This window comes from Sphingomonas sp. IC-56 (assembly GCF_021043375.1).
Classification (GTDB): domain Bacteria; phylum Pseudomonadota; class Alphaproteobacteria; order Sphingomonadales; family Sphingomonadaceae; genus Sphingomonas.
The window spans coordinates 511,474-524,231 of sequence record NZ_JAJNDV010000001.1 but is presented as its reverse complement, the minus strand read 5'-3'; the positions used below and the strand labels follow the sequence as shown (position 1 = coordinate 524,231).

At 65.9% G+C, this 12,758-nt stretch carries 13 protein-coding genes; 1 reads left to right on the top strand and 12 read right to left on the bottom strand.

Annotation, left to right across the window (positions count from 1 at the left end):
- Positions 1-29 precede the first annotated feature (29 nt).
- The 11 genes from LQ953_RS02635 to LQ953_RS02585 form a co-directional block, all read right to left on the bottom strand.
- Positions 30-1,094 carry an NAD(P)-dependent alcohol dehydrogenase gene (locus LQ953_RS02635; protein WP_231028986.1) on the bottom strand — a complete coding sequence of 355 codons (1,065 nt, stop codon included), beginning with the start codon at positions 1,092-1,094 and terminating at the stop codon, positions 30-32.
- Positions 1,095-1,295: 201 nt separating this feature from the next.
- A complete protein-coding gene (locus LQ953_RS02630) occupies positions 1,296-1,814 on the bottom strand; it encodes a rhodanese family protein (protein WP_231028985.1) in 519 nt (172 codons plus the stop codon).
- Between the two features lie 4 nt (positions 1,815-1,818).
- Positions 1,819-2,133 carry an ArsR/SmtB family transcription factor gene (locus tag LQ953_RS02625; RefSeq protein ID WP_231028984.1) on the bottom strand — a complete coding sequence of 105 codons (315 nt, stop codon included), beginning with the start codon at positions 2,131-2,133 and terminating at the stop codon, positions 1,819-1,821.
- Positions 2,134-2,249: 116 nt separating this feature from the next.
- Entirely contained in the window at positions 2,250-3,575 is a 1,326-nt protein-coding gene (gene miaB / locus LQ953_RS02620) for a tRNA (N6-isopentenyl adenosine(37)-C2)-methylthiotransferase MiaB (RefSeq protein WP_443026530.1), read from the bottom strand.
- A 34-nt stretch (positions 3,576-3,609) separates the two neighbouring features.
- Positions 3,610-4,452 carry a lysophospholipid acyltransferase family protein gene (locus LQ953_RS02615; RefSeq protein ID WP_231028968.1) on the bottom strand — a complete coding sequence of 281 codons (843 nt, stop codon included), beginning with the start codon at positions 4,450-4,452 and terminating at the stop codon, positions 3,610-3,612.
- Positions 4,424-4,846, bottom strand: coding sequence for a Fur family transcriptional regulator (locus LQ953_RS02610; protein WP_231028961.1), 423 nt, complete (start codon positions 4,844-4,846; stop codon positions 4,424-4,426). Before LQ953_RS02610 ends, LQ953_RS02615 begins: the two co-directional genes overlap by 29 nt.
- 110 nt (positions 4,847-4,956) lie before the next feature.
- Complete coding sequence (locus LQ953_RS02605; RefSeq protein WP_231028958.1) at positions 4,957-5,373, bottom strand: MucR family transcriptional regulator; 417 nt, start codon at positions 5,371-5,373, stop codon at positions 4,957-4,959.
- 106 nt (positions 5,374-5,479) lie between these two features.
- Positions 5,480-5,953 (bottom strand): GNAT family N-acetyltransferase, encoded by a 474-nt coding sequence (locus tag LQ953_RS02600; RefSeq protein WP_231028955.1) that lies wholly within the window; start codon positions 5,951-5,953, stop codon positions 5,480-5,482.
- The gene (tsaB, locus tag LQ953_RS02595; RefSeq protein ID WP_231028953.1) at positions 5,950-6,585 is read right to left on the bottom strand and encodes a tRNA (adenosine(37)-N6)-threonylcarbamoyltransferase complex dimerization subunit type 1 TsaB; all 636 of its coding nucleotides are present in this window, start codon (positions 6,583-6,585) and stop codon (positions 5,950-5,952) included. Before tsaB ends, LQ953_RS02600 begins: the two co-directional genes overlap by 4 nt.
- Before the next feature lie 4 nt (positions 6,586-6,589).
- Positions 6,590-7,180 carry a malonic semialdehyde reductase gene (locus tag LQ953_RS02590; RefSeq protein WP_231028952.1) on the bottom strand — a complete coding sequence of 197 codons (591 nt, stop codon included), beginning with the start codon at positions 7,178-7,180 and terminating at the stop codon, positions 6,590-6,592.
- Positions 7,181-7,207: 27 nt separating this feature from the next.
- Positions 7,208-7,786 (bottom strand): NifU family protein, encoded by a 579-nt coding sequence (locus tag LQ953_RS02585; protein ID WP_231029235.1) that lies wholly within the window; start codon positions 7,784-7,786, stop codon positions 7,208-7,210.
- A 153-nt stretch (positions 7,787-7,939) separates the two neighbouring features.
- Here LQ953_RS02585 and LQ953_RS02580 point away from each other — a divergent pair, with 153 nt between their 5' ends.
- Positions 7,940-10,801, top strand: a complete 2,862-nt coding sequence (locus LQ953_RS02580) for a M16 family metallopeptidase (protein WP_231028951.1) — start codon at positions 7,940-7,942, stop codon at positions 10,799-10,801.
- Between the two features lie 160 nt (positions 10,802-10,961).
- Here LQ953_RS02580 and LQ953_RS02575 read toward each other — a convergent pair whose 3' ends face one another.
- Positions 10,962-12,746, bottom strand: coding sequence for an AMP-dependent synthetase/ligase (locus LQ953_RS02575; protein ID WP_231028949.1), 1,785 nt, complete (start codon positions 12,744-12,746; stop codon positions 10,962-10,964).
- Between the last annotated feature and the right edge of the window lie 12 nt (positions 12,747-12,758).

The window sequence follows — 12,758 nt, the reverse complement described above, 5'->3', positions numbered from 1 at the left end:
ATCGATCTTCCCCCTGCCATGCGACTGGATCAGCCCTGCTTCAGCGAGGCCATGTCGATGACGAAGCGATACTTCACGTCGCTCTTCACCATCCGCGCATAGGCCGTGTCGATGTCCTGGATGTCGATCATCTCGACGTCCGACACGATGTTGTGGTCGCGGCAGAAGTCCAGCATCTCCTGCGTCTCGGCGATGCCGCCGATCAGCGAGCCGGCCAGCGAGCGCCGCCCGAACACCAGAGTGCCGACGTTCAGCGCCGGATGCGGTTCCTCAGGCACGCCGACCAGGGTCATGGTGCCGTCACGCTTGAGCAGCGACAGGAACGGATCGAGGTCGTGCGACGCTGCGACCGTGTTCAGGATGAAGTCGAAGCTGCCGGCATGTGCCGCCATTGCGTCGGCATCCTTGGACACGATCAGGTCGGTTGCGCCCAGACGCTTGGCGTCGTCGCGCTTGTTCGGCGAAGTCGAGAAGACATAAACCTCGGCGCCCATCGCCGCGGCGATCTTCAGGCCCATATGACCCAGACCGCCAAGGCCGACTACGCCGACCTTCTGGCCCGGTCCGACCTTCCAGTGCTTGAGCGGCGAATAGGTGGTGATGCCCGCGCAGAGCAGCGGCGCGACCGCGGCGAGATCCTTCTCGTCGTGCCCGACCTTTAGCACGAAGTCGCGATCGACGACGATATGGTCGGAATAGCCGCCAAAGGTATGGCCGCCCAGATGCTTGTCCGGGCCGTTATAGGTGCCGACGAAGCCGGTCTTCTCGCAATATTGCTCTTCGCCTGCGTTGCAGGACGGGCAATCCTGGCAGCTGTCGACCATGCAGCCGACCCCGGCGATGTCGCCGACGGCAAGGTCGGTCACGTCGCTGCCGACGGCGCTGACGCGGCCGACGATCTCGTGACCGGGAACGCACGGATAGAGCGTGCCGCCCCATTCGCCGCGCGCGGTGTGCAGGTCGGAGTGGCAGACGCCGCAGAACAGGATGTCGATCGCGACGTCGCGCGGGCCGGGGTCACGGCGCTGGAAATCGAACGGAGCGAAGGACGCTTCCGCATCGTGCACGGCATAGGCTTTGGCTGGGGTGGGCATGAGGCTTCCCTGAACTTGATTGGGTGCGCACCGAAAGGCGCTCCGGCGTAGATAGGAACGATCGGCCGCGTGTCAGGGGCGAGGGCGTGGTTTTTGTTTTCGCGATCGCTGAGCTTGCTTGTGTCCGAGCCCCCCAATGTGTTGCCGTTAAAGAAACGTCCCACGAGCGCAGCGAGGATGGTGGCGGCGTCCAGGATTGCCTCAGGTCGCGGCGTGGCGGTTCCACGGCATGATGCGCAGCAGGTTTGCCATGCCGCACCACCCCGTCATCCCCGCGAACATCAGCCCGGCACCGACGAACGCCGACAGCCCGAAAAACCCAGGGGCGGCGAACAGGCCGAGCAGAACACCACTCAGGACCAGCGCACCAGCGGTAATCTGCACCTGCCGCATGAGTTCCAATGGCTGAGAACGATCAGCGAGGATGGGCTGTCCTGCCTGCCGCCAGCCATCGATGCCGCCCTCGAGGATATAGGCTGGCGCACTGCCCGCCGCCGCGCTGAGTTGCGCCGCATTGGCGGCAGTTCGCATCCCCGACTTGCAGTGGAACACGACCGGGCGACCGTCGCGGGGCAAACCGGCTATCCGGTCGAGCGGGACGCTCATCGCGCCTGGAATGCGCTCGCGCGCATGTTCGTCGGCTCCGCGGATGTCGATCAGGCGCGCGCCGGCATCGATCGCGGCCCGGGTGTCTGCGGGGGAAAGGGTCGCAAGCGTCATGGGGTCAATCCTTGCAGTAGAGCTGGTAGAGGGTGGCGAGCAGCGTTTCGACGCGTGCGTCCGCGAGGGCGTACCAAAGCGTCTGGCTCTCACGCCGGAAGGTCACGAGGCCCTCGTCGCGCATCTTGGCGAGGTGCTGCGAGCAGGCCGATTGTGACAAGCCGACGTCACGCGCGAGATCGCCGACGGTAACCTCGCCATGCTCGACCAGCTTGCACAACAGCATTAGCCGACGCGCGTTGCCGATGGCCTTCAGCGTGTCGGCGACCTGCCCGGCTTTTGCCTCGAAGGTTGCCAGGTCCATCGCCCGCTTCAGCATCGCCACCACTCCATTAGATTTTGCTTATGTAGCAACTTCTAATATTTTAGCAACTGCTAATGCAGAGCGCCCGCTCAACCCGGCAGGCGGCCCTCAGATGGAAGGTGGCGATTTTCTCAGGCGGCGGCCTTCACGCGCTCCATGCCGGCCAGCGAGTTGGGATCGGCGCGGACGATCTCGACGTCGATCAGGTCACCGATCTGTGCGTTGGTGGTCAGGTGCACCGACTGGAGCCAAGGCGACTTGCCCAGCATCTGCCCCGGCAGCTTGCCCTTGCGCTCGATCAGCACCGTGCAGGTTCTGCCCAGCGTCGCTGCGTTGAACGCCGCCTGGTCGCGGTTGAGCGCGGCCTGAAGGCGCTGGAGGCGTTCGTCCATCACCTCCGGCGCGATCTGGTCAGCCATGTCGGCGGCGGGGGTGCCGGCGCGCGGGCTGTACTTGAAGCTGAAGCACTGCGCATAGCCGACCGCGTCGACCAGGCTCAGCGTATCGGCGAAGTCTTCCTCTGTCTCGCCGGGGAAGCCGACGATGAAGTCGCCAGACAGCGCAATGTCCGGACGCGCGGCGCGGACGCGCTCGAGCAGGCGCAGATAGCTGTCGCGCGTGTGCGACCGGTTCATCGCCTTGAGGATGCGGTCGCTCCCGGCCTGCACCGGCAGATGGAGGAACGGCATCAGCTTCTCCACTTCGGCATGGGCGCGGATGAGCCCCTCGCGCATGTCGTTGGGGTGGCTGGTGGTGTAGCGAATGCGGTGCAGCCCTTCGATCCGGTCGAGCGCGCGGATCAGCCCGTGCAGCCCGGTGCCGGCCTCGTCGTCCCACGCGTTGACGTTCTGCCCCAGCAACGTGATCTCGCGGGCGCCGGCGTCGACCAGCGCCCTGGCTTCGTCGACGATCGCGTCGAACGGCCGGCTGATCTCCGCCCCGCGGGTATAGGGCACCACGCAATAGGTGCAGAACTTGTCGCACCCTTCCTGCACGGTCAGGAACGCGCCCGGGCTCACCTTGCGCCGGGCCGGCAGCGCGCCGAATTTGCTCAGCGCCGGCATGTCGGTGTCGAGCGTCGCGGTGCCCGCAGCGGCGTCGCGCACCAGATCGGGCAGGTTGTGATAGGCCTGCGGGCCGACCACCACGTCCACCTTGGCGCGGCGGACGATCTCCTCGCCCTCGGCCTGCGCGACGCAGCCGGCGACCGCGATCATCGGGGTGCGGCCATGTTTGCGCAGCCGGCCGATGTCCGAATAGACCTTCTCGGTCGCCTTTTCGCGGATGTGGCAGGTGTTGAGCACCACCAGATCGGCGGCATTGGCATCGTCGGTCGCGGTCATGCCCTGCGCCGCCATCAGCTCGCCCATACGCTCGCCGTCATACACATTCATCTGACAGCCGAACGACTTAACGTGAAAGGTCTTGGGAGTCGGTTTCATGGCGGCCCTATACATAGTCTGACCCGGGAGGGGGAGAGGCCCCGCTTTGTCAGCTCTGGGCGTAGGCAAAGGGGCGGGGCGGATGGCCCAGTGCCTGCGTCAGCGCCGCCTCGATCCGCTGCCGCGCTTCGGCCGCCATCGCCTTGCGCCCCGGAAAGTCGGCGGGGTCGAAGGGCTCGAGGAAATGTACGCGTAGCGGAAAGCTGCCCTTGCGCGCCAAGATGCGCCGCGCATTGTTCAGCCCGCTTTCCTCGCCCACCCAGCCAATCTCCTCGCTTGCCGCACCATAATCCAGCAGCACCGGCTGGACCAGAATGCCGGGTGGCGGCGGCTCCAGCACGCGCAGCATCGGCGTCTTGAACGGCAACAGCGACTTGCCGTCGGTCGTGGTTCCTTCGGGGAAGATCGTGATCGCGCAGTGCTCGCCCAGCGCCTGCCGGACCTGATCGATCTGCCCGGCCACACCCATGCGGTTCTCGCGCTTGATGTATACCGTGCGGTTCAGCCCGGCGAGCCAGCCGACCACCGGCGCCTCGCCGATCTCCGACTTCGCGACGAACGCCGTGCCGCTGGCGCCGCCAAGCGCGAGGATGTCGATCCAGCTCACGTGATTGGACAAGTGGAACGCATCGTGCCGCCGCGGCGTGCCGATGGTGGTAACCCGCGCGCCCGCAATCCGTGCGACCAGTCCCAGGAAGCGCTGCGGCCAGGGGGAGGGGAGGCGGAACAGCCGCCAGGCCCCGTGCAGCGGCACATGGCTGAGCACCGCCAGCAGCAACAGGAATACGCGCCACCCCAGGCGCATCTGCTCGCGCGGGGTCAGCCTGATGGTGAGACCCTCGGCCGCCTGCGCTCGCCGTGGATCAGCCCTTGCGATCGAGGGCGACTCCATACAGCTCCATGCGATGGTCGACCAGGCGGAACCCCAGCCGCTCCGCGATCTGCTTCTGGAGCAGTTCGAGCTCGGGATCGACGAATTCGATCACGCGGCCGCTTTCGACATCGATCAGGTGATCGTGGTGCGCTTCCGGAGCCGGCTCGTAGCGCGCGCGGCCGTCGCCGAAATCATGGCGGTCCAAAATGCCGGCTTCCTCGAACAGCCGCACCGTGCGGTACACCGTCGCGATGGAAATGCCCGGATCGATCGCCGAAGCGCGCTCATACACCTTTTCCACGTCGGGGTGATCTTCGGCGTCCGACAGGACGCGCGCGATCACCTTGCGCTGTTCGGTGATGCGCAGGCCTTTTTCCTGGCAAAGGGCTTCAAGGTCGATCTTGCGGGGCATGGGGCCGATGTAGCCGCAATGGGCGCAAGGTAAAAGGGCTCAACATGCAAAACGCCGGTGCGAGCCCCAAGGCCCGCACCGGCGTTCGAAATCGCTAAAAGCGAAGCGGCTTAGCGCGTCTTGCGACGCTTGGTGCCCAGGCCGATCTTCTTCGCCAGGGTACGGCGCTGCTCGGCATAGTTCGGGGCGACCATCGGATAATCCGCCGGCAGGTTCCACTTGGTGCGGTACTGTTCGGGGGTCATCTGATAATGCGTCATCAGGTGGCGCTTGAGCATCTTCAGCTTCTTGCCGTCTTCCAGGCAAACGATGTAATCCGGCTTCACCGACGAACGGACCGAAACGGCCGGTTCCTGCTTCACTTCAGGCTCAGCAGGCGCGCTGCCGAGACCGGTCAGCGCGGTGTGAACGTTCTGAATAAGCTGCGGAAGATCGGATACGGCCACGCTGTTGTTGCTCACATGTGCGGCGACGATATCCGCAGTCAGCGAGATGAGCGTTTCCTGAATTTCCGACGAAGCGTCCATGATATTCCTTTCGACCCGATCGGGTGACTATTACTGTCCCTCTTCTCGTTCTATCGAACCATTTTGGATGGGGTGCAACCCGGTTAACCCTTTGTTATGCGAATTTTCATCGCAAATTGCGGGAAAAGGTCTGGGCGCCAAACAATTCGCCATCCTTGCCTTTGTAATAGTCTTTGCGCTCGCCGACTTTGTCGAAGCCGGCGCTGCGGTATAGCCGAACCGCATCGTTGCCGGCGCGCACCTCCAGGTGAAGTTGTTCGGCGCCGCGGCCCTGTGCTTCGGCGATTACTGCGCGCACCAGCGCCGCGCCGATGCCGCGCCGCTGGGCCGTGCGCCGGGTGGCGAGCAGCAGCAGTTCGGCGTCGCCCGCGACTTCCCGCGCCAGCGCGAAGCCCGCATCTTCCCCGTCCAAACTGGCGATCACCAGCCACACGCCCGGAAGCGACAGCATCCCCAGGCACTGCGCCTTGGTCCAGGCTTCGCCGAACTGCGGATCGAACGCGTCCTGCATGATCGTGTTCACCGACGCGAGATCCTGCGTGCCGCCTTCGCGCAGCTCGACCAGATGCACTCCGCTCATGCCAGCCCGCGCTCGGCCAGGGTCTTTGCGTCGGGCGCGCGGCCATAGATCGGCCGCGGCGGCAGGGCGGCGAAACCCGCGGGCAACAGCACCGCGTCGGCCGCGTCGGGCAGCGCATCGTGCAGATCCAGCCCCGGGTCCAGTGCCGCCAGCCGCTGCACGCCGCTGCCAAAGGCGCGGCGCGTGCCCAGCATCGCGCGCGCGTCCGGCGGCGTGAGCGACGCCAGCGGCCCTTCTTCGCCAAAGGGCGAGGACGTGAAGCCTTGCATGAACACCTCGCCATGTCCGCCTTCCAGCGTGACGGCCAGCGTAGCGAGATCGGGATCGGCGTGGAAGCGTGCCGCGGCGATCAGCGCCAGCGAGGAAAAGCCGAACACCGGCACGCCCCAGCCGATCGCCAGCCCGCGCGCGGCAGCCAGCCCGACGCGAACGCCGGTAAAGCTGCCCGGCCCGACATCGACCAGGATGCGGTCGGCGCGGCCCTGTCCTGGGAGCTCGGCGATCATCGGCACCAGCCGCTCGGCATGGCCGCGACCCACCACGTCATGCGCGCGTGCCACCACGGCACTGCCCTGGATCAGCGCGATCGAACAGGCGGCCGTGGCCGTTTCGATGACAAGCGTGGTGGTCACGCCCTCAAACGACGCGGTTGAACTTTTCGAATGGAGGGCGGGGGAGCCGCTCGTGGATGGAGGTTGGATCGCCATGTCCCAGGGTGCAGATGAAGTTGGATTGCACCCCCGGCTGGTCGCTGAAGAACGCCGCGTCAACGCCTGCATTGTCGAAACCCGACATCGGCCCGGTGTCGAAGCCCAGCGCGCGGGCGGCGGCGATCAGGAAAGCGCCCTGTAGCGAGGAGTTGCGCAGCGCATGATCGCGGCGGCTTTCCTCGGGAAACCAGTCGCGTGCGCCCGGCGCGTGCGGGAACAGCCAGTCGAGATGCTCGTGAAAGCCCAGGTCCATGCCGATGATGACGGTGGCGGGCGCCTTGCGGATCTTGTCGGGATTGCTGCCGGTCGCCAGCGCGGCCAGCCTTTCCTTGGATTCCGCGGTGGTGCACCACACGAACCGCGCCGACTGCTGGTTGACCGATGTCGGCGCCATCTTGGCCAGGTCATAGATGGCGCGGATATCGTCCTGCGTCACCGGCGCGTCGGTATAGCCGTTATAGCTGCGCGCGGTACGAAAGATCGTATCCAGCCCCGCATCGTCCAGGGGTCGGCCCATGCTGTCTATCCCTCTTGTTCTAGCTGCTTAGACCGCGCGGACTTCGGTCACTTCGGGAACATAGTGCTTGAGCAGCTGCTCGATCCCGTTCTTGAGCGTCGCGGTGGAAGAGGGACAGCCCGAGCAGGCGCCCTGCATCTGAAGATAGACCTTGCCCGCGTCGAACCCGCGATAGACAATATCGCCGCCGTCATTGGCGACCGCCGGGCGGACGCGCGTGTCGATCAGCTCACGGATCTGCGCGACGATGTCCGCGTCTTCGGGATTGTCGCCGCCAAAGTCCGCCGCTTCGCTCGGCACGCTGAAGCCCGCGGCGCTGCCCTGGCGGAACAGCGGCATGTTGGCGGAGAAATGGTCGAGCAGGATACCGAGCACGTCGGGCTTCAGCCCGACCCAGTCGACGCCCGGCGCGGCGGTGACCGAGATGAAGTCGCGCCCAAAGAATACGCCGGTCACATCGCCCAGCCCGAACAGCGCATCGGCAAGCGGCGAAGCCTCCGCCTCCTCGGGAGTGGCGAAGTCGCGGGTGCCGGCTTCCATGACGGTGCGGCCCGGCATGAACTTCAGCGTCGCGGGATTGGGGGTCGGTTCGGTCTCGATCAACATGGTTCCCATGTGGTCCCGCGCGCGCGAACGATCAAGCCGGGACGCAGAAACACTTGGTTTCACTCAGTACAGCCCGGCGGCTCGCCCGATCCGTACACCTCCGCGACAGCTTGATACTGGCATGGGCGTGCCCTCCCCATTAGATGAGGCCGCATGCTTCGTTCCTTGCGCACCGCGCTTCTCGCCTCTTTCGCTGTTGTTTCCCTGGTTCCGGTCGCGCCGATCCAGGCGCAGACCGCGCCCCGCCAGGTCCAGACCGCCGATGATCCGTGGCTCTACAAGGGCAGCGACCTTGTTCATGACGAACAGTGGAAGTTCGGCCGGCTGTCCAACGGCCTGCGCTATGCCGTGCGCAAGAATGGCGTGCCGCCGGGCCAGGTGGCGGTGCGCGTCCGGATCGACGCGGGCTCGCTGATGGAAAAGGACAGCGAGCGCGGCTTTGCCCACTTGCTCGAGCACCTTTCCTTCCGCGGATCGGTGCACGTGCCCGATGGCGAGTCGAAGCGGATCTGGCAGCGCCTGGGCGTCACCTTCGGGTCGGACAGCAACGCCAGCACGACCTTTACCCAGACGGTCTACAAGCTCGACTTGCCCATGGCGACGCCGACCGGGCTGGACGAAAGCATGAAGATCCTGGCCGGCATGATGTCCGGCCCGATCATCAACGCGGCGTCGCTCAATGCCGAGCGCCCGGTGGTGATGGCCGAGGGCCGCGAGCAGCCCGGACCGCAGAAGCGGATGCAGGACCAGATGCTGGAACTGATGTTCGCCGGACAGCCGCTTGCCGACCGTGAGCCGATCGGTACGCCCGAGACGCTGACCGCCGCCACGCCCGAAAGCGTGCAGGCGTTCCACCAACGCTGGTACCGTCCCGAGCGTGCGACCGTGATCATTTCGGGCGACGTTGATCCCGCCCTGCTCGAAGCCATGGTGGTCAAGCATTTCACTGCGTGGAAGGGCGTCGGCCCCGCGCCCGCTAACCCCGACTTCGGCAAGCCCGACAAGGATCATGCCATCGCCGCCAGCCTGGTCGAACCGGCGCTTCAGCCGGTGGCGATGATGGCAATCGTGCGGCCCTGGACCGTGTTCTCCGACACAGTGATCTTCAACCAAAAGCGCATGGTCGATCTGGTCGCGATCCGCATCATCAACCGGCGGCTCGAATCGCGTGCGCGCTCTGGTGGCCCGTTCATCGCCGCCGGCGCGGACCTGAGCGACATCGCCCGTTCGGCCAACATCACCACGGTGCAGGTCCTGCCTTCGGGGGACGACTGGGAAGGGTCGCTGCGCGAAGTGCGCGGCATGATCGCCGACGCCGCCGCCTCGCCACCCACTCAGGCCGAGATCGACCGCGAACTCGCCGAGATCAGCGCGTCGATGCAGCAGCGGATCAACACCGCGCCAGTGGAGGCGGGCGCCAAGCTCGCCGACGATCTGGTCGAGGCTGTCGACATCAACGAAACCGTGACGACGCCGCAGGCGAGCTACGACATCCTCAAGCAGGCGATCGCCGCGAAGATGTTCACCCCCGCCACGGTGCAGGCCGCGTCCAAGCGCGTGTTCGAGGGCACGGCAGTGCGCGCGCTTGTCAACACCCGCACCCCCGATCCGCAGGCCGTGACCAAGGTGACTGCCGCGCTCCAGGCCAACGTCACCGGCGTGGGCAAGCGCAAGGCGATCGGCAATGTCAGCATCGACCAGCTGCCCAAGCTCGGTGCGCCCGCAACCGTGGTCAGCCGCGAACCGCTGCTCCAGGGGACCGACATCACCAAGGTGGTGCTCTCCAACGGCGTCCGCCTGCTCATGCGGCAGGACCCGAGCGAAACCGGCAAGGTGTACGTCAATGTGCGCTTCGGCCGCGGTCTGAACGCCGTGCCCGGCGATCGGCCCACGCCGCTCTGGGCCGGGGAGACCGCGCTGATGGCCAGCGGCATTGGCAAGCTGGGGCAGGAAGAGCTCGACGCGCTCACTGGTAACCGCCAGATCGGTCTCGGCTTCGACGTCTCCGACGATTCGTTCAGCTTCATCGGCCAGACCAACAAGGCCGATCTCGCCGACCAGCTGCGCCTGTTCGCGACCAAGCTCGCGCATCCGACCTGGGATCCCAATCCGGTGCTGCGCGCCAAGGCGGCGATGCTGTCGGGCTATGCCGGGCTGTCGGCTTCGCCCGACGGCGTGCTGGGGCGCGATCTGGAGCGGCTCAGCCGTTCGGGCGACCAGCGCTTCGGCCTGCCGAGCCGCGAAGTGATCGAGGCGACGACGCCGGCATCCTTCCGTCAGTTCTGGGAGCCGCTGCTGGCGACCGGTCCGATCGAAGTGGAAGTATTCGGCGACATGGATGCTGAGGCGACCTTGAAGGCCGTGGCCGCCACCTTCGGCGCATTGAAGCCGCGCCCTGCCGTTGCCGCGCCCGCCACCCCGGTCAAGTTCCCCGCGCATGTCGCCACGCCGGTGGTGCGCACGCATACCGGCAAGAGTGACCAGGCCGCGGCGGCGATCGCCTGGCCCACTGGCGGCGGCACTGCCGGCATCACCGAGAGCCGCCGGCTCGACCTGCTCGCCGCGATTTTCCGCGACCGGCTGATCGACCAACTGCGCAGCCAGGCGGGCGTGAGCTATTCGCCCAACGTCGCCAGCCAGTGGCCGCTCGGCATGGCGAATGGGGGCAAGCTGATCGCTCTCGGCATGGTGCCGCCCGACAAGACCGAGTTCTTCTTCAAGCTCTCCCGCGACATCGCCGCCGATCTGGTCGCCAAGCCGATTGACGCCGACGAACTGGAACGGGCGGTCGCGCCGCTCAAGCAGCAGATCCTGCGCGCATCGAGCGGCAACATGTTCTGGATGCGGCTGGTGGCGGGTGGGAGCTATGACCCGGCGATCGTGCGCGGCGTCGAAACGCTGGCGCAGGATTATTCCAAGGTCAACCCGGCAGACATCCAGGCGCTGGCCGTCAAATATCTGCGCCCCGACGCCGATTGGACCATGGTGGTCGTGCCGGAAAAGGCGGAGAAGTAAGCCTTTCTACCCCCTCCCTTCCAGGGAGGGGTTGGGGGTGGGTGGCGAGCGCAAGCGAGCACCCGTCCTCGCGGCAAAGGAAAAGGCCGGGGGATCGACCCCGGCCTTTTCCACACCCACCCCTTGATCCCCTCCCTTGCAGGGAGGGGCTAGACTGTCTTCAATACAACGCGTCCAACCGCTCGCCATATACCCGCTTCAAGATATGCCGGCGGATCTTCAAGCTCGGCGTCAGCTGCTCGTTCTCGATGGTGAACGGCGCGTCGGCGATGATGAATTTTCGGACCCGCTCGGTCACCGACAGCTCACGGTTCACACGCTCCACGGCTTTGCCGACCGCAGCCTTGTACTCGGCGTCGCGCGACAGGTCCTTGAAGCTGCACCGCGTGCCGTTCTTCGCGCACCATTCCTGCGTCCACTCAGGATCTGGCACCAGCACCGCGGTCATGTACGGCTTCTTGTCGCCCGCGATCATCGCCTGCAGGATCTCGTTCTGCAGCGTCAGCATGCCTTCGACCTTTTGCGGCGCGACATTGTCGCCCTTGTCGTTGACGATGATGTCCTTCTTGCGGTCGGTGATCTTGATCCGGCCCTTGTCGTCGATCACGCCGATATCGCCGGTGTGGAGCCACCCGTCCTTCAGGACGCGCGCCGTCTCCTCCTCGTTGCGCCAATAGCCGTGCATGACCAGCTCGCCGCGCACCAGGATCTCGCCATCCTCGGCGATGCGCACTTCGGTGTTCGCCAGCGGTGGGCCGACAGTGTCGTGCTTCAGCCCGGCTTGCGGCCGGTTGCACGAGATCACCGGCGCAGCCTCGGTCTGGCCATAGCCCTGCAACAGCGTGAGCCCCAGCGAGTCGAAAAAGATGCCGACTTCCGGATTGAGCGGCGCACCGCCCGAAACCATCGCCTTGATCCGACCGCCAAAGCGCTTGGAAATCTTGGGCTTCAGCGTCGTGTTGATCAGCAGCTGCATCGGCTTGTCGAGCACCGAGCCGTTGCCCGCGGCCTTTTTCGCGCCCAGCTCCAACGCCTTGCCGAGCAGGTAGTTGGCGAACTTGCCCTGCTTCTCGACCTGCTTGGTGATGCGGGTGCGCAGCACTTCGAACAGGCGCGGCACCACCACCATGATCGTCGGCCGCACCTCCTCGATGTTCGACGCGAGCTTTTCCAGCCCTTCGGAATAATAGATCTGCCCGCCCAGCCCGATCGGGAAGAACTGCCCGCCGCTATGCTCGTATGCGTGGGAGAGGGGGAGGAACGACAGGAACACCTCGTCCTCCCACCCGAAATCCTCGGAAATCACGGTGCAGCAGCCATTGACGTTGTGCAGGATCGCGCCGTGGTGCTGCATCACCCCGCGCGGGGATCCGCCGGTGCCGCTGGTATAGATGATGCACGCCAGGTCCGACCGGCCAAAGGTCGCGCGCGCCGCCACCGCCTCGGGCTCGGCGGCATGCGTCGCGATCAGCTGCTCCCAGTCATGAAATGCCAGCGCGCCATGCTGCCCGATGCGCAGATCCTCGATCCCGATGATCATCCGCGCCGAGGAGGACCGGATCGCGGCAGGCAACAGCGTCTTGGCCAGCTTCGCGTTCGCCACCACGATCGCGCACGCACCCGAATTCTCGATGATGTGCAGATGGTCGCGTTCGGTGTTGGTGGTGTAGGTCGGCACCGTCACACATCCCGCGGCCATGATCGCCAGGTCGGTGATGCAGAATTCCGGCCGGTTCTCCGCCACCAGCATCACCCGGTCGCCCGGTTTCAGCCCCAGCGCCTGGAACGCATTGGCCAGGCTCGCGACCTTGCGCGCCGCCTCCGCCCAGCTGGTTGGCTGCCACGCCCCCTCGGCCTTGTGCCACAGGAACGGCGCCTCGCCCTTCTCGCGCGCCCGCGTGAAGAACATCTGCACCAGATTGTCGAACCGCTCGAGTGTACGCATTCCTCTCCCCTA

Excerpts from the sequence above, each read along its gene's own strand:
- LQ953_RS02635 (WP_231028986.1), bottom strand. The coding sequence starts at position 1,094 with ATGCCCACCCCAGCCAAAGCCTATGCCGTGCACGATGCGGAAGCGTCC.
- LQ953_RS02630 (WP_231028985.1), bottom strand. The coding sequence starts at position 1,814 with ATGACGCTTGCGACCCTTTCCCCCGCAGACACCCGGGCCGCGATCGAT.
- LQ953_RS02625 (WP_231028984.1), bottom strand. The coding sequence starts at position 2,133 with ATGCTGAAGCGGGCGATGGACCTGGCAACCTTCGAGGCAAAAGCCGGG.
- miaB (WP_443026530.1), bottom strand. The coding sequence starts at position 3,575 with ATGTATAGGGCCGCCATGAAACCGACTCCCAAGACCTTTCACGTTAAG.
- LQ953_RS02615 (WP_231028968.1), bottom strand. The coding sequence starts at position 4,452 with ATGGAGTCGCCCTCGATCGCAAGGGCTGATCCACGGCGAGCGCAGGCG.
- LQ953_RS02610 (WP_231028961.1), bottom strand. The coding sequence starts at position 4,846 with ATGCCCCGCAAGATCGACCTTGAAGCCCTTTGCCAGGAAAAAGGCCTG.
- LQ953_RS02605 (WP_231028958.1), bottom strand. The coding sequence starts at position 5,373 with ATGGACGCTTCGTCGGAAATTCAGGAAACGCTCATCTCGCTGACTGCG.
- LQ953_RS02600 (WP_231028955.1), bottom strand. The coding sequence starts at position 5,953 with ATGAGCGGAGTGCATCTGGTCGAGCTGCGCGAAGGCGGCACGCAGGAT.
- LQ953_RS02590 (WP_231028952.1), bottom strand. The coding sequence starts at position 7,180 with ATGGGCCGACCCCTGGACGATGCGGGGCTGGATACGATCTTTCGTACC.
- LQ953_RS02585 (WP_231029235.1), bottom strand. The coding sequence starts at position 7,786 with ATGTTGATCGAGACCGAACCGACCCCCAATCCCGCGACGCTGAAGTTC.
- LQ953_RS02580 (WP_231028951.1), top strand. The coding sequence starts at position 7,940 with ATGCTTCGTTCCTTGCGCACCGCGCTTCTCGCCTCTTTCGCTGTTGTT.
- LQ953_RS02575 (WP_231028949.1), bottom strand. The coding sequence starts at position 12,746 with ATGCGTACACTCGAGCGGTTCGACAATCTGGTGCAGATGTTCTTCACG.